The organism is Micromonospora sp. NPDC048835 (assembly GCF_040649995.1).
Taxonomy (GTDB): Bacteria; Actinomycetota; Actinomycetes; order Mycobacteriales; family Micromonosporaceae; genus Micromonospora.
In genome coordinates, this window is the sequence record NZ_JBEZGM010000003.1 from 266,228 (window position 1) to 284,432 (window position 18,205).

Genomic DNA, 18,205 nt, shown 5'->3' on the forward strand with positions numbered 1-18,205 from the left:
TCAGCTTCTCCCCAGGATCGTGCGGCGGTGTTCCCACGCGAGTTCAAGGCATCCGGCCGCCGCCGGTGCCAGCCGCCCGCTGGCGGTCAGTTCGTCGATGGTGTGCCGGGTGAACGGCAGCGCCGAGGTTGGCCGTACCCGTCCGGTCTTGACCACGGTTCCCTCATCGTTGGAATCGACCATGTCGGCGAACAGGTGATCGTAGGTGGGGCCGTCGTACACCGCGACGGTCAGAATCTCGCCCCACAGGGTGAGTGCGTCGAGCGCGACGCCGAGGCAGAACACCCGCACTCCGCCGGACGTATACGCGCGGTCGAAGGCTGCCAGTGGTTCCGCGCTGTAGTCCGCCGGTTCGCCGTCGCCGCCGTGCTCGGCACTGCCGAGGAATTCCTCGCTGTACTCCCGCATCATGTTGCGCCACAGGTCGAAGTCGGCCACCTGAGCGGCAGGCAGGACGCTCGATGGCTGGAACACTCCCGCCGGCATGATGTGCAGCATTCCCCCGGCTACGGCCACGTTGCCGGCTGCGCGGTTGTGCAGGACGAAAGACGCTCCGTCGTCGTCTACCCGGAGGGTTAGCGTGTCGGTTGACGGCGCTGTCGGTCGACGGCTGGGCATGAACGGGTCGCCCACGAGCCGCCGGAAGCCCAGGTTTCGCCAGGATGCCGGCAGGATGCCGCTCCCATCGCCGGCTACGTGGTACATCGCCATTTCATGCGCGAGCGCTTCCGAGACATCGACACCGCCGAAGTAGGTGCCGGTAGTGAACGTGAGCGCACGATCGGACTGGCTCCAGTCGACTCCCGCGAGGTGCCACGCGAGCCGGTTCTCAAACAGCCGCGGCTGTTCAACATCCCGCAGGGCGAGGCTGTAGCGCTGGTGCCGCCGCCCGTCCGACGCCAATGGCCGTACGCCGGCCGCCGCGTCCTCGGTTCCAGTGACCAGGGGCGCGGTTCCCTCCGGGGCGAGCCCGATTCCGAACTGCGCCAACTCGACCGGGGTCGACGGCAACCATTGCGGTGCCGCAATCAGGCCGCTGTCGCCTACGCGGTGCTCCACGTCGTAGAGGCGCGCGGCCTCACGGGCGAGCTGCACCCGATGAATGTTCAGCTTCCGCCGGACCGCTCGCCACTCTTCCTGGCTATCCTCGGCCTGCGGGTGAGACACCGGATCTTGGTAGATCGCGAAACCTCCGGAATCGTTCTCGGGACTGTCGCGCTGTTGGAGCGTGACGCGCTGCCTGGTGAGTCCAAGATCCTGCACGGAGACGCCGAAGTGCTCCGCAAGGAGTTGCCGGTAGAGCGCGGACGGGTAGGTGATCCCCCGCTCCCACCTGCTGACCTGATTGGCGGTTACGGCCAGTCTCTTCCCGCGCGCCGCACCTAGGCGGTTCAACCCATCCGCCACGTCCTGCTGAGTCTCGCCCGCCGCGTCGCGGAGGTTGTACAGGGCGAAATTCGGGGTAGCATCCCTGGCGCGAGCAGGCACAACGGCCCTCCTTCGCTGACGTAGGCACCCGCCGATGCGCAACCGCGCCTAGTCGATGCCTAGTGGACGACGGTTACCCGGCTGATGAACGGCGTTCGGATGCGCGTTCGGAACTGGTGTCCTTATCGCCATGACCGACATCGACCGCCATCCGCTCCACAGCATCCGCGAGCCGCCGCACCTCGGCGTGCAACTGGTCCAGCCGCGCGAGTACCAGCGACGAACTGTCCGCCCGCGCCGCGCCCCCGCCACTGTTTGGCGGTGGGTCCCCGGTCAGCACGGCACGAAGGTAGTCGTCTGGCCAGCCGAGGGCCTGCGAGATCGCGGCGAGCGTGCGCGCCGAGCGCTTGCGGGTCGCGGTTGCCTTTTGCAGCTCCCGCAGGGTGGCAACCGACACCTTGGACCGCTCGGCCAACTCCTGCTGTGACAGCGGCAAATCGGCCATCCGGCCGTTGATTGCGCTGGCCACAGCCTGCCAATCCTCCACCCGATGCCTCCCTGTCTGACTGCTTGATCCGCTGATCCTAGTCCTCCCCACCTCGTTGACATCGCACAATTTCAGCGCTAATTTTAGCGCTGAAATTAGCTACACCGGCCGGCAGGCAGCCGGGGAAGGCAGCCCCTCACGGAGCTGCGCGCCCACGAGCCTCCGCGTAGTCGTTCGTTGAGAACCGAATAGCAGGAGCGCCGCGTGGATTCGTCTGCGGCATTCCCGCCTTGAGCCACACGGTGGCCGACCCCGGTGTCTTCCCGGGCGAGCGGGGCGAGCGGGCCGGGTCTGGCGCGCGGCATGGACTTCTGCCTCTTGATTCCTGTTCGCCTCGGGGTGCGGCCGGTCTGGTCGCACCCCGGGGCTTTCCCCCACGTCATCGACTCACCGGAGGTTCCCCCGTGCGCACGCACCTTGCCCCCATCGCCGCCGAACCGACCGCCGTCGATCTGGCTGCGATCGACGCGGAGTGGCCGCTGATCGCGGCCGAGCTGGACATGTTGGACGCCGAGATCACGCTGATCTACGCCGAGGACCACGGCGGCCCGTCGCCGCTGGACTGGCGCCGGCTGCGCCGGGCCGAGAGCCGCGTTACCCGCGCCGCCATCGACACCGCTACCCGTATCGACCCGCGCCGCGCGGCCTGATGGCCCGCATCCGCGCCGCCTTCCACGACCCGGACGGCACGCGGTACGGCATCCCCACCTACTGGTGGAAGGGTGCCCCGCCCGGCTACGCCACCCGCCGTCAACTGACCGCCGCCGGCCTACGCCCCGGTGGTCAACCCGTCGCCGCTCAGGTGCTCTGGCGCGGCGTCGGCGGCACCCGCACCGCCTACCTGTACCGGGTTGACCTGGCCGCGCCGAAGCGCACCGCGACCCCCGCGCAGCGCGCCGCGATCGGCAAGGCACTCACGGCCCGCCGGACCTGCCGCACCTGCCACACGGTGCGGCCGTACTTCATCCCGCGCTCGCTGGGCGAATGCCTCGCGTGCGCCTTCCCCCAGGAGGACGCAGCATGACCGCCCCCGCCATCAACGGCACCAAGTACCCGCAGCCCGTCGACGAGCTGCTACCCGCCGCCCGCACGCTCAGCAAGGAGTTGGGCGAGGTTCCCTCGCGCAACCGGCTCATGACCGAGTACCGCATTGGCGCACCGAAAGCGACCGAGCTGCGCACGCGGCTGATCGAGGAGACGGCCCGGGAGAAGATCCTCGCCCGAGACGCCATCGCCTACAACCTGGCCCGGGGCGGCACGGGCGGCGCGACTGACGCCGACGTCGCCGACGCGGCCCGCCGGGTCGCGGCCGACCCGACCGCATCGGACTTCCTGCGAGAGACCGCCCGGGAGGCGCTTGCTCGGCTCGACCCGCACCCGCTGCCGGCCCCGGTCGTACCCGAGCCCGCGCCGCCGGCCGAGCCGGACCCGACGCCCCCGCCGGAGATCACCACCGCCGAGCCGGTCACCGAGGTCACGCCGGTCAGTCACCCGAGCACGCCCACCCCGCCCGCGCCGCCCCGGTCGGCGGTGGTGTGGCCGGTGGTGCTGCTGGCCCTGCCCGCGTTCGTCGCCATCTGGTCCGGGTGGGTCGGGTTGGGCGGACTCACCGGGTTCGGCATCGTGCACCCGCTACCGGGCATCTGGGACAGCTTCTCCATCAACAGCGCGATCACCCTCCCGATCGGGGTCGAGACGTACGGCGCGTACGCCCTCTACGTGTGGCTGTCCGGTCGGGTGCCCGAGCGGGCACGTCGGTTCGCCAAGTGGTCCGCCCTCGGCTCCCTCGCCATCGGCGCACTCGGGCAGGTCGCCTACCACCTATTGGAGGCAGCCGGGGTCACCTCGGCCCCGTGGTGGATCACCACCGCCGTTGCCTGCCTCCCGGTCGCGGTGCTCGGCATGGGTGCCGCACTCGCGCACCTCGTGCGCACCCACGACTAACCCCCGCACACCCCACTAGCCCACCTGCCGAAAGGACCCAGTGACCGATGAGTGAACCCTTCCCCGCGCCGGCTGACCTGCCGATCGGCACCGTCATCACCAACGGCGGTTTGATCGCGCAGAAGACCGGCCCGTCCGACCGTGACCCCTGGCCGTGGACCTGCGACGCCGTTGTCTACTCCGACGAGTGGGCCGCCACCGTCATCACCAACGGTGCCCACGTCACCCTGCCGCCGCCCCGCCGCCCGCGCCGGATCTGGCACCTGTTCAACGCCCTGACCCTGGTCAACCTCGTGCTCATGTTCACCGCCGACGACACCGCCAGCCGCGTGCTGCACGCCGTCGCGGTGGTCGCGTTCGCGGTGGCCACCCTCGCGACCCGCCCGCCACGCCCCGACTGGCGTTCCTGACCCCGCCCGGCGGCACGGCCCTCGTGGCCTCGACAACCCGTGCCGTGCCGCCGGCCCTCGACCCCCGACCCTCACGGATCAGATGGAGGAACACCCATCATGACCTCCCCCCGAGACGATGACCGATTCGACTGGCACGCCGCCGAGCGTGACCTGACCGATCCGACCACCGGCGGGCCGGATGCCGAGGTGCTCGACCTCGACGCGGCCCGCGCCGCCCGCACCCCCGACCCGGACGACGACGGCGGGCCGCTGCTGGTCGACTCGCCGGCCGCGCAGCGCTCACCGCGGTTCACCCTCGACGGCGTTCGCGCCGGCCAACGGCGACCGATCCTGCCCGCCTGGTTGCGCTCGCGCACGGAGCTGCGCGACGTGATGCGCTGGGCAGTCGGGCACCTCCTGCACGCCACCGGCTACCACGCGACCCGGCTGCCGAAGTACGCCGCCAAGCTCGCGCTCCGCGCCCCGGGCGGCGGGTGGCGGATGGTGTCCGGGGCTACCCGGTGGCTGTTCGACTGGGAAGGTGAGCCGCACCGGCAGGCCACCTCCCCGAGCAAAGACGGAGAGCTGTACCTGAAGCTGTCCAAGCAGCGTGACCGGCGGGTGCGGTGGCGCGGCATCGTGGTCACGTTCTCCCTCGCGGTCATGCTGGCTGGTGGTGTCGCGGTGGCACTCGCGCCGCTGTGGGCGCGGTGGGCGGTGCTGGCGCTGCTGGTCACGCTGTGCGGGCTGCTCGGCCAGCCGGCCGACAAGCCGCTACTCGATACCGCCGTGGTGGTGCCCCGGGTTGCTCGGCTCACTTCCGATGTGGTGGTGCGCGCCCTGGCCGTGCTGGGCATCTCCGGCATCAGTCAGGCCATCGCGAAGCAGGGGCACCGGGCGATCGGTTTCACCGCGCCGATCGTGCGTGATGGGCCCGGTTGGCGGGCGGACATCGACCTGCCCCCGGGTGTGACGGCCGGGGACGTGATCGAGCGCCGTGACCGGCTCGCTGCCGGCCTGACCCGCCCTCTCGGGTGCGTGTGGCCGGAGGGGCAGCCGGAGGTGCACCCGGGCCGCCTGCTGCTGTGGGTGGGCGATCAGGACATGGCCGCGACTAAGCCCGCCGTCTGGCCGCTGCTCAAGGGCACGGGCGGGTTCGACCTCGGTCGGCCGGTGCCGTTCGGCACCGACCCGCGCGGGCGGGTCATCTCGTTCGAGCTGCCGTACACCAACGTGTTGATCGGGTCGATTCCCGGCTACGGCAAGACGGCCGCGACGCAGGTTCCGCTGCTGGCCGCAGCTCTCGACCCGTACGCGGAGCTGTGGTGCTTCGACTTCAAGGGCACCGGCGGACTCGACCCCTTGGAGAAGGTGTCCGCCCGGTACGCGTCGGGGCAGGACGACGACACCGCCGAGAAAGGGCTGTTGGCGTTGCGGGAGCTGCGCAAGGAGTGCCAGCGCCGTGCCGCGATCATCAAGGGTCTCCCGAAGGCGGTGTGCCCGGACAACAAGGTCACCCCGGAGCTGGCCCGGCGCAAGAAGCTCGGCCTTCACTGGCTGGTGGTGGCCCTCGACGAGGTGCAAGAGCTGTTCTCCCACGCGGAGTTCGGCAAGGAGGCCGGAGAGCTGGCCGAGAAAATCATCAAGCTCGGTCGCGCGCTGGGCGTCATCCTGGTCGTGGCGACGCAGCGGCCGGACGCTAAGAGCCTGCCCACCGGGGTCAGCGCGAACGCCGGTACGCGGTTCTGCCTGCGGGTCATGGGCCAGATCGAGAACGACATGATCCTGGGCACGTCGGCGTACAAGAACGGCATTCGGGCGACCATGTTCGCCAAGAAAGACAAGGGCGTCGGGTACCTCGTCGGCGCGGCCGACGACGCGCAGATCGTGCGCACGTTCTACATCGACGGCCCGACCGCCGAGAAGGTCACCGAGCGGGCGCGTGCCCTGCGGGAAGCGGCCGGGACGCTGACGGGACACGCGATCGGGCAGACGCCGGCTACCCCGGCGGCGCGGCGAGACACGCTGCTCGACGACATCCTGACCGTGTTGCCGGCGACTGAGCCGAAGGTGTGGGCCGAGACGCTGACCGAGCGCCTAGCCGAGCTGAACGCCGACGCGTACGGGGAGCTGACCCGCGATCAGCTCACCGCCGCGCTGAAGCCCTACGGCATCTCGACCGGGCAGGTGTGGGGCACCGACCCGGCCACCGGCAAGGGCGCGAACCGGCGCGGCATCGAACGCCAGCACATCACCGACGCGGTTGCGGAGCGTAACAAGCGCCGGGGTGACAAAGCCGCCTAAGGCGGACAGTGATCGGCCGCTAGGTCTAGCGCCACCCTCCGCTAGACCTAGCGGCCCCGCTAGCAACCAATCCCAATCCTGGCCAGCGCCCTAGTTCCTAGCGGCGTCAGCCCTCTGCGCTCTTGTTTTGGCCTGTGGAGGCATTCCATGACCCCCATCCTGCTGCTCGCTAGCCTCGCCATCCTCGGTTACGCAGCGTGTTACCTGGCGGTGTGTGCCGCGTCCCCGTGGGGACGCTGCCGACGCTGCCACGGTGCCCGCTTCCACCGCACCACGATCGGAACCCGCCGCGACTGCCGGCGCTGCGACGGCACCGGCATCCGCGTCCGTACCGGCCGACGGCTGATCGACTTCATCCGCGCTGAATACCGCGACGGCCACCCATGACCCGCCGCCGCGACGGGCACACCGAGTGGTGCGGCAAAGACCACCGCTGCAACCTCGGTGAACACCGCTCCGACGACATCGTGGTTGACGTTGCCGGCCGCTCCCGCGCGGTGCTGGTGCGGGTGCGCACCGCCGCCGGGCGGGAGCACGCCGAGGTGCGCGTCAGGGTCGCGCTCGCGCCGGGCGAGGTGGCCGCGCGGCGGCAGTTGCTCGGGCTGCTCGATGACCTGCGGGAGACCGTGACCCGCGCTGCCATCGCGGGTCGCCCCCGACCGGGGCGGGCCGCCTGATGCCCGCCGCGCGCCGCGACGGGCCGTCGCCGCGTGACGCCCGGCTGTCCGGGTTGGAGGTCTGGCTTACCGGCACGCCCGCCGAGCTGGACGCCGTCACGGCCGCGCTGGTCGACGCCGGGCACCTCACGCAGCACGGCACCCGCCGACCGCTGACCGGCAGTGACGCCGGCCGCTACCGGCTCTATCTGCGGCTCAACGTCGCCACCGGCACGAAGCGGCCCACCGGCAGCCCGGACACCTCCGGCGGCGCACTGATCGACCTCGCCACCGCCCGCGCCCAGCGCCGCCCCGCCTGACTCCGTTCCCCCGAACCGTGGGAGATCTCCATGCCTGACCTAATGACCGCCGCGCTTGCGCACGCTGCGCGCGGCTGGCACGTCTTCCCCCTGCGCCCCGACGACCAATCCGACACCCCGGATGCAGCCAAGCGGCCCGCCTTTCCCAACCGCTGCACCGCCGAGCACTGCCCCCGCACCGACCCGCGCTGCCGCGCCGCCGGCCGCCACGTCGGCTGGGAGGAACGCGCCACCACCAACCCCGACCGCATCCGCCGGGCATGGTCGACCCGCCCCTACGGCATCGGCATTGCCTGCGGCCCGTCCGGGCTGGTCGTAGTCGACCTCGACGTGCCCAAGCACCCCGACGACACCCCGCCAACACGGTGGGCCGGCGCGAGTGACGGCCTCGACGTGTTCGCCACCCTCGCCAACCAGCACGGCGGCATCGACGCCACGTACACCGTGACCACGGCCAGCGGCGGCAGCCACCTCTACTACCGCCACCCCACCACCGGCCCGGCGTTGCGCAACACGACCGGCGACCGGGGCGGGCTGGGCTGGAAGGTCGACACCCGCGCCCACGGCGGCTACGTGGTGGGCGCCGCAAGCACCGCCGCCGGCCACCCGTACACGGTGGCGTTGGACTGCGACCCCGCGCCACTGCCCCCATGGGTCGCCGGGCTGCTCGCCCCCACCCCGCGCACCGCGCACCGGCCCGCACCGGTGGCGCTGCCGGCGGATCGGCGCGGCGCGTACCTTGCTGCCGCGATCCGCCGGCAGGCCGACCACCTTACCGCCGCACCCGAGGGGCAGCGCAACCACGCCCTGTTCACCTCCGCTATCGCGCTCGGGCAGCTGGTCGCCGGGGGAGCGCTCACCGACGCCGACGTGACCGCCGTATTGGAACCGGCCGCACTGTCCCTCGGCCTGCGCGCCCGGGAAGTCGCCCGCACGATCGCATCCGGCCTGCGGACCGGGGCGAACAACCCGCGCACCCTGGCCGGGGTAGGGAGGGCGGCGGCATGACCCGGTTGCAGGTCGGCTCCGGCCCCGAAACGATCCGCGTACTCAAGGCCGCGCTGGTCGACGGGCTACTTCCCGACACCTACGTGTCCGCCGGTTCCCTGGTGCACATGGAAGCCGTGTCCGGTGGGCTGGCCACCGCCGCCGATGAAGACTCGCCGCTGCCGGTGTCCGCGAGCATGGTCAACCCTGCCGGGCTGGCCGGGCTGCTGGCCGAGCACGCCTACGTGTACCGGCTCAAGACCCGCAAGAGCGACACCGGCGACCCCGAGGTCTACGAAGACGAGGTGACCCCACCTCGGGACATCCTGTCGTCCGTCCTAGCAGGCAAGACGTGGCCCGGGGTGCCGCCGCTGCGCGGGATCATCGGCGCTCCGGTGCTGCGCCGCGACGGCACCCTGCTCCAACAGCCCGGCTACGACCCGGCGACCGGCCTCTACCTGGCGTCCAAGGTGGCGTTGCCCCCGGTGCCAGATGAGCCGACCCCGCAGCAGGTCGACGAGGCGCGCACGTTCCTGCTGGATCGGTTCCTGCGGGACTTCCCGTGGTCCAGCCCGGCTGACCGGGCCAACTACGTGGCGCTGCTGGCCACGCCGATCCTGCGGCACTTCACCCGCTCGTTGACCCCGTTCGCGCTGATCGACGCGACCATGCCGTCATCCGGGAAGACGATCCTCACGGCCGGGCCGGGGATGCTCTACGGGCAGCGCGTCATGACCTGGGCCTACTCCGATGAAGAGTTGCGCAAGTCCATCACGGCGGTGCTGGCCGAGCAGGTCGGGGTGGTGATCTGGGACAACCTGGCCGAGGGAACCGTCATCGACTCCGCCGTGCTCGCTCAACTCGTCACCTCCGGCGTGTGGTCCGACCGGCAGCTAGGGGCATCGCGCAACGTCGCCACCGTCAACGATCGGCTCTGGATGGCCACCGGCAACAACCTGCAAGTCGGTGGAGACATGGCGTCTCGTACGGTTCGGGTGCGCCTCGACCCGGACATGCCTCGCCCGGAGCTGCGCGATCAGCGCGGGTTCGGTATCCCGCACCTTGACCAGTGGATCACCGACCCGGCGAACCAACTCACCGTGCTGTGGCACCTGTTGGTGTTGGTGCTCGACTGGACGCGCCGGGGTGCACCTCGGGTGTCGGGGTTGTCGATGCGGCAGTTCACGCCGTGGGCGCAAGCCCTTGGCGGGTTCCTGACGCATCACGGCATCGACGGTTTCCTGACCAACGCCGCTGATATTCGTGAGATCGATGAAGACGAAACGCGCTGGCGCGCGTTCCTCACTTGCTGGCACGACCGCCACGGCGGCCGTGCGATGACCGCCGCCGAACTGCGGCAAGACGGCGAGCCCATGCACCTCGGCAGCGACATCAGCGACCCGTGGGATGGGCAGTTCATCACCACCCACAACGGGCGGCTACCCAACCCGCTGCAACTCGGCCGACTCCTGACCGGGCAGGCCGGACGGTGGCGCGGTGAGCACGTCGTCCGGGCCGGCCGCAATGACCGGGGGGATCGGTCCGTGTTCTGGGTCGAGCGGCACGAGGGGTGAAACCCGCTGAACCATCTCCGCATCTCCGCAACGCCGCAACGACCCCCTACCACCTGGGGAAACACTCTGCGGAGATCAGAACCATGAGGATCATCGATCTCCGCATCTCCGCAACCAACTGCGGAGATCCCGGCTCTTTGCGGAGAAGACCCCTCACCACCTCCGACCATCTCCGCAAGCATTTGCCCAGCTCACAGGCATGTTTGCGGAGATGCGGAGATGCGGAGATGGTTCAGCCGCTCTGGCGCAGCACAACCGACCGGCCGCGACGTAACCACGAACGCGGCCCGCTGAGAGCCACACAGCCGCTCCGGCCCTATGCCTTACACCAACCCCGCCCCGATTTGCGTCTACGGCGCTCTCAGCGGGCCGCCCTACGCCTCTCTGCCGCGCCGCGACACCGACCCTTCTCGGCTTGCTCGTGTGAGCCGGAGGGCCATCAGCGTTCGAATCGGGGCGTTGCGCGCCCCATCGTGGAAGGACGCCCTATGGCCACCCTCGCCAACCGACACCTCACCATCTCCGATGTCTGCGACGACCTTGGGATCAGCCGGTCGACCTTCTACGACTGGCGCGCAAAGCGCAAGGGTCCGCCCGCTCGCAAGCTGCCGAACGGAGAGATTCGAATCGAACGACGCGACTACGAATCCTGGCTTGAATCGCTCTATGAGGAGGCCGCTTGAATACCACCTTTGACGTGCGTATCTGGTCCACCGAGACGTACGACGGGAAGAAGGGACGCACCTACCGTGTTCGCTGGCAGGTTGCCGGCCAGCGGCGCAAAGAAGTGTTCAAGACAAAGGCTCTCGCGGAGAGCTTCCGATCTGAACTGGTAACGGCTGCCCGAAAGGGTGAAGCATTCGACGTTGAATCGGGACGTCCGGTCACCATGCGACGCGAAACAGTCACCATGTCGTGGTATGACCTGGCATGTTCGTTCGCCGACATGAAATGGCCGCACGTGGCTGCCACGACTAGACGCACTCACGCCGAAGCGCTGACCGCGCTTACCGTGCTCATGCTGACTGATGGAAAGGGGCGGCCGGAGGGCAAGTTGCTTCGCCATGCCCTAGGCCGTTGGGCCTTCAACACCGCCCGCCGCAACGCCGAGGACATGCCCCCAGAGGTGACGAAGGTACTCAGTTGGGTGAAGCGGAACACCCGTGGCGTGGCAAGCCTTAGCCGCCCGGAAGTGCTGCGGCCGGTGCTGGATGGCCTCACAGTGCGACTCGACGGCGCACCGGCCGCGCCGAGCGTCATCAGTCGCCGCCGAAAGATTTTCAACACGGCGATCGAATACGCAGTGGAAAGACGTGCGCTGCTGGCAAACCCGCTGCCGCAACTGAGGTGGAAGCCGCCAAAAACAGTTGTAACGATCGACAGGCGATCAGTAGCTAACCCGGTTCAGGTGCGGACTCTGCTGAACGGGGTCCGAGAGCAGGGGCGCATCGGGCCGCGCATGGTCGCCTTCTATGCCTGCCTGTACTACGCGGCTATGCGACCGGAGGAAGCCGTTCGCCTCGCAAAGCCGAACCTTCACCTACCGGAGAAAGGTTGGGGAGAATTCACGCTCGACGGAGCCAACCCGCACGCGGGCCGAGAGTGGACCGACAGCGGAAAGAATCGGGACAGCCGCCAACTCAAGCAACGCGCCCGGGGGGAGACGCGAACGGTTCCCTGCCCGCCCGAACTAACCGCAATTATTAATACCCACATCGAATTGTTCGGCTACGGCCCGGATGGCCGGTTGTTCGTGGGGGAGCGAAACAAGGAGGAATTGCCCAAGGGGACGATCAACCGCGTATGGCGGTGGGCGCGTGCCGCCGTGCTCACGCCCGAGGTCTACGCCTCCCCGCTGGCACGCACCCCGTACGACCTTCGGCATGCTGCGGTGTCGACACAGCTCAACGGGGGAGTACCGCCGACTCAGGTAGCCGAGTGGGCTGGGCAGTCGGTGGAGGTGCTGCTCAGGATCTACGCCAAGTGTCTGGACGGCGGTGAGGCCGCTCTCCGGCGGCGCGTCGAACGAGCGTTCGGCCACGACTGACCGAGCCCCGAACTTTGGCACGTATATGGCACAGACACCCGCCACGGGCCGCTGACGGCCGGACACAGCCGGACACACGACTAAGGCCCTTGACCGGGTTTCCCCTGGTCAAGGGCCTTTTCGTGCTGGTCATCGATGGTGCCCCCGGCAGGATTCGAACCTGCGCCCCCGCCTCCGGAGGGCGGTGCTCTATCCCCTGAGCTACGGGGGCTCAGCGACTGGAGAAGACTAGCAAACGTCCTCCTCGTACGCCGAATCGGTATCGGGTGAGCCGATCGTGTCGGCGACCGGCCCACCCGGCGCTCAGGCGGCGACGATCGCCCGCCCGCAGCTGGGCAGCGGGTGCAGGACGATCCGGCGCGGCAGCCGTCGCGGCCACTCGTTGCGCGGCCAGGACCCGTCCACGATCAGGTGCACGGTGCGCTGCTCCTCGCCGCTGAGTCGCAACACGAAGTCGCGGGGGAGCGGCGGGTCCACCGTCGGCGTGGTGATCATGAAGCGCACCCGACCGCGGGACGAGACGGCGGAGATCACGTCCGCCGCCGGCATGGTGCCGCGTAGCCGGACCCGGCCGATCCAGTAGACCTCCGCGAGGTGCTCCTGGGCGGCCCGGGTGATCGCCGGGTACTCGCTGCGGACCCACCGCTCGACCGCGCTCACGCAGAGCCCGCAGGCCCGTTCGCGCGGCTCCCGCGGACCCAACCCCCAGGCCCGCAGGTACGCCCCGACCGCCCCGGCGTCCAGCGGCAGGTCGAAGCGCCGCTGAATGAGCGTGGTGAGGCTCTGCCGCGTCCACAGCTCCTCGTCCAGGTCGAACTCGTCGGGGTGGACGCCCCGCAGCATGTCGATCAACTCGAGTTCCTGTTCGCGGCTGAGCATTCCCGGCTCGCCCTGCCGCTGTCCGCGACGGACGGCTGCCACCGCCCCGTCACCACCGATGGTGTGGCGTCGGCACCAACTGGTGACCGAACGCCGTGCGTCTCTGAGTGCAACCCCCACGTCTTGGGCAACGAGCCCGAATCGCAACTGGTCACGATATGTGGGGAGAAAACTCTCTAAGCAACGTAATCGCCTGTGCCTCGCAAAACGGCCACAAGCGACGAAGCAGGACATTCGGGTCATTGGGGTGTCCCGGTCGCTCGTGATCGACTCGGGTTCCTGAATGTCGGGGCGTCTCGATCGCGTGGACCGCGCGCCTTCCTGCAACCCGAGTCGATCAAGACCGCACGAGCGGCGTGGGGTGGGCTGGGGCGGACGTGGTGCGGCCCGCGCCACCCACCACCGGCGGGGGACGCGGGCCGGGTGCCCGTGCGCTCGGTCAGCCCTTGGCTTGCGCCTGGAGCTGCCGGAGGTTGTTCAGCTCGCTCTGCTGGGTGTTCTTCATGGTCTGGGCCACCCGCACCACCTCGGCGTTGTCGGTCTCGTCGAGCGCCGCGTCGATCATGTGGATGCCGCCCAGGTGGTGGGCGTACATCAGGGTCAGGAACTGTCGGTCGACCTCGATGCCCTGGGCGTCGCGCAGGGCGGTCATCTGCGCGGGTGTGGCCATGCCCGGCATCAGCCCGTCCTTGACCGTGGCGCCGTCGGACATCCACGACATCGGCGGGTTCGACCCGGTGGGGCTGAGACCCCACTCGCGCAGCCAGGTCTGCATCGCGCCGATCTCGCCCTGCTGGCCGGTGGCGATGTCGACGGCGATCTGCCGCACCTCGGGGAGGGTTGCCGACCGGTACGCGATGAGGCTCATCTCCACCGCCTGCGCGTGGTGGGTCGTCATGTCCCGGGCGAAGCCCGCCTCGACCGAGGCGTCACCGGGTCGGGTGAGCCGTGGGGTGAGCAGGCCGCCCGCGTAGCCGAGGAGCAGCCCCACCACCACCATGATGGCGAGCGCCAGCACGCCGTAACGCGCCGGCTGGGCCCGGCCGCCCTCGTCCGGGGCAGCCGGGGTGTCGTCGTACTCGCTGTCGGTGGTGGTGGGGGCGGTCATCGTGGTCCTTACTGGGTGGGCTGCTGCTGGAGCTCACGCGGCGTGGTGCCGGTGGCGGTGATGCCGGTGTTGCAGAGCGCCGTGGGGCCCTCGACGGAGGCGTTCACCCGCAGGTCCTTGATGAACTCGTCGATCCGCGAGTCGTCGGCGTTGTCGACCTTGAGCTGGTAGCCCCAGGCCTGCAGGGAGATCGGCTTGTCCAGGCCCTCGTACGGGCTCATCAGCGTCTTCTCGACACCGCGCACCTTGCCGGCGAGCTTGTCGACCTGGTCCTTGGGCAGGTCGGGGCGGTAGGTGATCCACACCGCGCCGTGCTCCAGGCTGTGCACCGCGTGCTCGCTGGCGATCGGGGCGTCGTACACGTCACCCATGCAGTTCTGCCAGGCGGCGTTGTGCACCCCACCCACCGGTGGCGAGTACTTGTAGGTCAGCGGGCCCGACTTGTGCGACTCGTAGTCGAGGCTGTCCTTGTCGGTCTTGCGGATGTTGACGATGCCGTCGATGGCGTCGGCCCGCTTGTCCCACGGCTTGGAGCCCTGGAAGGACGCCCAGGCGCCGTACCCGATGATGCCGGCGGCCAGCACGCCCACCGCGACGAAGAGTGCGATGGGGCCCCACGCGCGGCCCTGGCTCACCTTGACCGGGGTGACCGGCTTGCGCGGGCCCTTGCCGCCGGCCCGGGGGGAGCCCGTCGGCTTGCCGGAACCGGCCTTGGCGCCGGACGCCGGCCGGCCTGCGGCCGGCTTCTTGCCGGTGCTGACCACGGTCGGGCGGCGCTCAGGGCCACCCGGGGTGCTGATGCTCATCGTGCCTCGTCAAGTCGGTCGGTCAGGGGAATGGCGGGCCGGATGACGCGCAGGGGAGCCGCCGAGTGCCCGAGTCTACCCCCGATAACATGGTTGGGTGACTCCTGCAGAACTAGCCTCGGTCGTCCTTGCCGCCGCCCACGCCGTCTTCGAGCAGCGGGGGCTCGACCGCGCCGCGCTGCCGGCGAGCACGGTGGTGGAGCGACCGCGCAACCCCGAGCACGGCGACTACGCCTCGACGCTCGCGCTGCAGTTGAGCAAGAAGGTGGGCGTCCCGCCGCGGGAGCTGGCCACCGCCCTGGCCGACGAGCTGGGTCGGGCAGCGGGTGTCAAATCGGTGGAAATTGCCGGGCCGGGCTTCCTGAACATCCGGCTCGACGCGGCCGCCGCCGGTCAGCTCGCCCGGGTGATCGTCGAGGCCGGCGCGGAGTACGGCCGCAGTGACCGGCTCGCCGGCGAGAAGATCAACCTGGAGTTCGTCTCGGCCAACCCGACCGGGCCGGTGCACATCGGCGGGGTCCGCTGGGCGGCCGTCGGCGACGCGCTGAGCCGGCTGCTGCGGGCCACCGGTGCCGACGTCGGCACGGAGTACTACTTCAACGACGCCGGTTCGCAGATCGACAGGTTCGCCAGGTCGCTGCTCGCCGCGTCGAAGGGTGAGCCGGCGCCGGAGGACGGCTACGGCGGGGCGTACATCGCCGAGATCGCCACCGAGGTGCAGGCCCGCCGGCCGGAGGTGCGCTCGCTCGACGACGACGCCGCCCAGGAGGTCTTCCGGGTCGAGGGCGTCGCGCTGATGTTCGACGAGATCCGTACCTCGCTGCGCGACTTCGGGGTGGAGTTCGACACCTACTTCAACGAGAAGGACCTGCACGACCGGGGTGAACTCGACCTGGCGCTGAACCGGCTGCGCGAGCAGGGGCACCTGTACGAGTCCGAGGGCGCGACCTGGCTGCGCACCACCGACTTCGGCGACGACAAGGACCGGGTGCTGCGCAAGTCCAACGGCGAGTGGACGTACTTCGCCGCCGACTGCGCCTACTACCTGGACAAGCGCGAGCGCGGCTTCGAGCGGGTCGTGATCATGCTGGGTGCCGACCACCACGGCTACATCGGCCGGATGAAGGCGATGTCCGCCTGCTTCGGCGACGACCCGGAGCGCAACCTGGAGATCCTCATCGGGCAGCTGGTCAACCTGCTGCGCGACGGCGCCCCGATGCGGATGAGCAAGCGGGCCGGCACGGTGATCACCCTGGAGGACCTGGTCGACGCGATCGGCGTGGACGCCGCCCGGTACGCGCTGGCCCGCTACTCCAGCGACTCCCCGATCGACATCGACATCGAACTGTGGACCCGGGCGACCCGCGACAACCCGGTCTACTACGTGCAGTACGTCGCCGCCCGGACAGCGGGCGTGGCCCGCAACGCCGCCGAGGTCGGGCTGGTTCCGGGCGACGCCGACACGTTCCGCCCCGAGCTGCTCGCCCACGAGAAGGAGAACGAGCTGCTCAAGGCGCTCGCCCAGTTCCCCGCGGTGGTGGCGACGGCCGCCGAACTGCGGGAGCCGCACCGGGTGGCCCGTTATCTGGAGGAGAGCGTCGCCTCCTCCTACCACCGCTTCTACGACAACTGCCGGGTGCTGCCGCTTGGCGACGAGAAGATCACCGATCTGCATCGCGCACGGCTCTGGCTCAACAACGCCACCCGCACGGTGATCGCCAACGGCCTGTACCTGCTCGGCGTCGCCGCACCCGAGAGGATGTGATCGCGTGCGAGCGCGAGGAGTGAGCGTGCGAGCCACGCAGTCGCGAAGCGGAGACAACCAATGAGGGCTCATGAGGCTGGTGCGCTGCACGCGGACATCAGCAACCGGGGGCCGGCGTGGCTGCGTACCCCGGAGGACGTCAACGCCCTGCTGCCGACGCTGTGGCCGCGCAGCGTGACCCGTGGCGCGGACGGCGCGGTCGCCGTCGCGGGCCTCAGCGTCCGCGACATCGCGGCCGAGTTCGGCACCCCGGTGTACGTCCTCGACGAGGACGACCTGCGGTCGCGCTGCCGCGACTTCCGGGCGGCCTTCCCGACCGAGGACATCTTCTACGCGGGCAAGGCGTTCCTCTGCCGGGCGGTGGTCAAGATGATCGCCGAGGAGGGGCTGCACCTGGACGTCTGCACCGGCGGCGAGCTGGCCACCGCGTTGTCGGCCGGGATGCCGCCGGAGCGGATCGGCTTCCACGGCAACAACAAGTCGGTAGCCGAGCTGGGTCGGGCGCTCGACGCGGGGGTGGGCCGCATCATCGTCGACTCGTTCACCGAGATCGACAGGCTCACCGTGCTGGCCCGCGAGCGCGGGGTGCGGCCCCGGGTGCTGGTCCGGGTGACCGTGGGCGTGGAGGCGCACACCCACGAGTTCATCGCCACCGCCCACGAGGACCAGAAGTTCGGCTTCTCCCTCGCGGGCGGCGCCGCCGCGAACGCCGCCTTCAAGATCCTCGATGAGGACGTGCTGGAGCTGCGCGGCCTGCACTCGCACATCGGGTCGCAGATCTTCGACGCCAGCGGCTTCGAGGTGTCGGCCCGTCGGGTGCTCGCCCTGCAGGCGCAGATCCGCGACGCCCGGGGGGTGGAGCTTCCCGAGCTGGACCTGGGCGGCGGCTTCGGCATCGCGTACACCACCCAGGACGACCCGGCGACCCCGCAGGACCTGGCCAAGCGGCTGCGCAAGATCGTCGACTCGGAGTGCGCGGCGGAGAACCTGGCCGTGCCGCACCTGTCGATCGAGCCGGGCCGGGCCATCGTCGGGCCGGCCGTGTTCACCCTCTACGAGGTCGGCACGGTCAAGGAACTCGACGGCATCCGGACGTACGTCAGCGTCGACGGCGGGATGAGCGACAACATCCGCACCGCCCTCTACGACGCGTCCTACTCGGCCACACTGGCGTCGCGCGCCTCGACCGCGCAGCCGTTGCTCGCCCGCGTGGTGGGAAAGCACTGTGAGTCCGGGGACATCGTGGTGAAGGATGAATTCCTGCCCGCCGACGTGCAGCCCGGAGATTCTGTCGCAGTGCCCGGCACCGGCGCCTACTGCCGGAGCATGGCCAGCAACTACAACCATGTGCCCCGGCCGCCGGTGGTCGCGGTGCGCGGCGGCCAGGCACGCCTGATCGTCCGGCGGGAGACCGAAGAGGACCTGCTCGCATTGGATGTTGGATGACG

Annotated in this window: 19 protein-coding genes and 1 tRNA gene; 14 read left to right on the forward strand and 6 right to left on the reverse strand. The window is 70.0% G+C overall.

Annotation, left to right across the window (positions count from 1 at the left end):
* Together AB0C15_RS05985 and AB0C15_RS05990 are read right to left on the reverse strand one after the other, a co-directional pair.
* Entirely contained in the window at positions 1–1,488 is a 1,488-nt protein-coding gene (locus tag AB0C15_RS05985) for a helix-turn-helix transcriptional regulator (protein ID WP_357349127.1), read from the reverse strand.
* Positions 1,489–1,561: 73 nt separating this feature from the next.
* On the reverse strand, positions 1,562–1,975 hold the full coding sequence (locus AB0C15_RS05990; RefSeq protein WP_357349129.1) for a helix-turn-helix transcriptional regulator: 414 nt from the start codon (positions 1,973–1,975) through the stop codon (positions 1,562–1,564).
* 404 nt (positions 1,976–2,379) lie between these two features.
* On the opposite strand from AB0C15_RS05990, the gene AB0C15_RS05995 reads away from it, so the two are divergent.
* From AB0C15_RS05995 to AB0C15_RS06050, 12 genes are all read left to right on the forward strand, one after another.
* Complete coding sequence (locus AB0C15_RS05995; protein ID WP_357349131.1) at positions 2,380–2,625, forward strand: DUF6284 family protein; 246 nt, start codon at positions 2,380–2,382, stop codon at positions 2,623–2,625.
* Positions 2,625–2,999, forward strand: coding sequence for an RRQRL motif-containing zinc-binding protein (locus AB0C15_RS06000; protein WP_357349133.1), 375 nt, complete (start codon positions 2,625–2,627; stop codon positions 2,997–2,999). Before AB0C15_RS05995 ends, AB0C15_RS06000 begins: the two co-directional genes overlap by 1 nt.
* Complete coding sequence (locus tag AB0C15_RS06005; protein WP_357349135.1) at positions 2,996–3,919, forward strand: ABC transporter permease; 924 nt, start codon at positions 2,996–2,998, stop codon at positions 3,917–3,919. Before AB0C15_RS06000 ends, AB0C15_RS06005 begins: the two co-directional genes overlap by 4 nt.
* A 47-nt stretch (positions 3,920–3,966) precedes the next feature.
* A complete protein-coding gene (locus AB0C15_RS06010; RefSeq protein WP_357349137.1) occupies positions 3,967–4,329 on the forward strand; it encodes a hypothetical protein in 363 nt (120 codons plus the stop codon).
* 99 nt (positions 4,330–4,428) lie between these two features.
* Positions 4,429–6,615 (forward strand): cell division protein FtsK, encoded by a 2,187-nt coding sequence (locus AB0C15_RS06015; RefSeq protein WP_357349139.1) that lies wholly within the window; start codon positions 4,429–4,431, stop codon positions 6,613–6,615.
* Positions 6,616–6,762: 147 nt separating this feature from the next.
* On the forward strand, positions 6,763–7,002 hold the full coding sequence (locus tag AB0C15_RS06020; RefSeq protein WP_357349141.1) for a hypothetical protein: 240 nt from the start codon (positions 6,763–6,765) through the stop codon (positions 7,000–7,002).
* A complete protein-coding gene (locus AB0C15_RS06025; RefSeq protein WP_357349143.1) occupies positions 6,999–7,292 on the forward strand; it encodes a hypothetical protein in 294 nt (97 codons plus the stop codon). The genes AB0C15_RS06020 and AB0C15_RS06025 overlap by 4 nt, the downstream gene beginning before the upstream one ends.
* A complete protein-coding gene (locus tag AB0C15_RS06030) occupies positions 7,292–7,591 on the forward strand; it encodes a hypothetical protein (RefSeq protein WP_357349145.1) in 300 nt (99 codons plus the stop codon). The genes AB0C15_RS06025 and AB0C15_RS06030 overlap by 1 nt, the downstream gene beginning before the upstream one ends.
* 30 nt (positions 7,592–7,621) lie before the next feature.
* Entirely contained in the window at positions 7,622–8,599 is a 978-nt protein-coding gene (locus AB0C15_RS06035) for a bifunctional DNA primase/polymerase (protein ID WP_357349147.1), read from the forward strand.
* Positions 8,596–10,152: a hypothetical protein gene (locus tag AB0C15_RS06040; RefSeq protein ID WP_357349149.1), complete on the forward strand. Its 1,557-nt coding sequence runs from the start codon at positions 8,596–8,598 to the stop codon at positions 10,150–10,152. The genes AB0C15_RS06035 and AB0C15_RS06040 overlap by 4 nt, the downstream gene beginning before the upstream one ends.
* A gap of 488 nt (positions 10,153–10,640) precedes the next feature.
* A complete protein-coding gene (locus AB0C15_RS06045) occupies positions 10,641–10,835 on the forward strand; it encodes a helix-turn-helix domain-containing protein (RefSeq protein ID WP_357349151.1) in 195 nt (64 codons plus the stop codon).
* Complete coding sequence (locus tag AB0C15_RS06050) at positions 10,832–12,199, forward strand: integrase (protein WP_357349153.1); 1,368 nt, start codon at positions 10,832–10,834, stop codon at positions 12,197–12,199. The genes AB0C15_RS06045 and AB0C15_RS06050 overlap by 4 nt, the downstream gene beginning before the upstream one ends.
* A gap of 136 nt (positions 12,200–12,335) precedes the next feature.
* On the opposite strand, the gene AB0C15_RS06055 is transcribed toward AB0C15_RS06050, so the two are convergent.
* The 4 genes from AB0C15_RS06055 to AB0C15_RS06070 form a co-directional block, all read right to left on the reverse strand.
* A tRNA-Arg gene (locus tag AB0C15_RS06055) sits at positions 12,336–12,410 on the reverse strand.
* A 92-nt stretch (positions 12,411–12,502) separates the two neighbouring features.
* Entirely contained in the window at positions 12,503–13,198 is a 696-nt protein-coding gene (locus tag AB0C15_RS06060) for a winged helix-turn-helix domain-containing protein (RefSeq protein WP_357349155.1), read from the reverse strand.
* Positions 13,199–13,517: 319 nt separating this feature from the next.
* Positions 13,518–14,186, reverse strand: a complete 669-nt coding sequence (locus AB0C15_RS06065) for a DUF305 domain-containing protein (protein WP_357349157.1) — start codon at positions 14,184–14,186, stop codon at positions 13,518–13,520.
* 8 nt (positions 14,187–14,194) lie between these two features.
* Entirely contained in the window at positions 14,195–14,992 is a 798-nt protein-coding gene (locus tag AB0C15_RS06070) for a DUF3105 domain-containing protein (RefSeq protein WP_357349159.1), read from the reverse strand.
* 97 nt (positions 14,993–15,089) lie between these two features.
* Between AB0C15_RS06070 and argS the strand changes: the two genes are divergently transcribed.
* Both argS and lysA read left to right on the forward strand, forming a co-directional pair.
* Positions 15,090–16,757, forward strand: a complete 1,668-nt coding sequence (gene argS / locus AB0C15_RS06075; RefSeq protein ID WP_357349161.1) for an arginine--tRNA ligase — start codon at positions 15,090–15,092, stop codon at positions 16,755–16,757.
* A 60-nt stretch (positions 16,758–16,817) separates the two neighbouring features.
* Entirely contained in the window at positions 16,818–18,203 is a 1,386-nt protein-coding gene (gene lysA, locus AB0C15_RS06080) for a diaminopimelate decarboxylase (protein WP_357349163.1), read from the forward strand.
* Positions 18,204–18,205 lie beyond the last annotated feature (2 nt).

Coding starts and splice junctions, on each gene's coding strand:
- AB0C15_RS06000 (WP_357349133.1), top strand. CDS start 2,625: ATGGCCCGCATCCGCGCCGCCTTCCACGACCCGGACGGCACGCGGTAC.
- AB0C15_RS06045 (WP_357349151.1), top strand. CDS start 10,641: ATGGCCACCCTCGCCAACCGACACCTCACCATCTCCGATGTCTGCGAC.
- lysA (WP_357349163.1), top strand. CDS start 16,818: ATGAGGGCTCATGAGGCTGGTGCGCTGCACGCGGACATCAGCAACCGG.
- AB0C15_RS06015 (WP_357349139.1), top strand. CDS start 4,429: ATGACCTCCCCCCGAGACGATGACCGATTCGACTGGCACGCCGCCGAG.
- AB0C15_RS06030 (WP_357349145.1), top strand. CDS start 7,292: ATGCCCGCCGCGCGCCGCGACGGGCCGTCGCCGCGTGACGCCCGGCTG.
- AB0C15_RS06025 (WP_357349143.1), top strand. CDS start 6,999: ATGACCCGCCGCCGCGACGGGCACACCGAGTGGTGCGGCAAAGACCAC.
- AB0C15_RS06020 (WP_357349141.1), top strand. CDS start 6,763: ATGACCCCCATCCTGCTGCTCGCTAGCCTCGCCATCCTCGGTTACGCA.
- AB0C15_RS06005 (WP_357349135.1), top strand. CDS start 2,996: ATGACCGCCCCCGCCATCAACGGCACCAAGTACCCGCAGCCCGTCGAC.
- AB0C15_RS06010 (WP_357349137.1), top strand. CDS start 3,967: ATGAGTGAACCCTTCCCCGCGCCGGCTGACCTGCCGATCGGCACCGTC.
- AB0C15_RS06035 (WP_357349147.1), top strand. CDS start 7,622: ATGCCTGACCTAATGACCGCCGCGCTTGCGCACGCTGCGCGCGGCTGG.
- AB0C15_RS06065 (WP_357349157.1), bottom strand. CDS start 14,186: ATGACCGCCCCCACCACCACCGACAGCGAGTACGACGACACCCCGGCT.
- AB0C15_RS06040 (WP_357349149.1), top strand. CDS start 8,596: ATGACCCGGTTGCAGGTCGGCTCCGGCCCCGAAACGATCCGCGTACTC.
- AB0C15_RS06070 (WP_357349159.1), bottom strand. CDS start 14,992: ATGAGCATCAGCACCCCGGGTGGCCCTGAGCGCCGCCCGACCGTGGTC.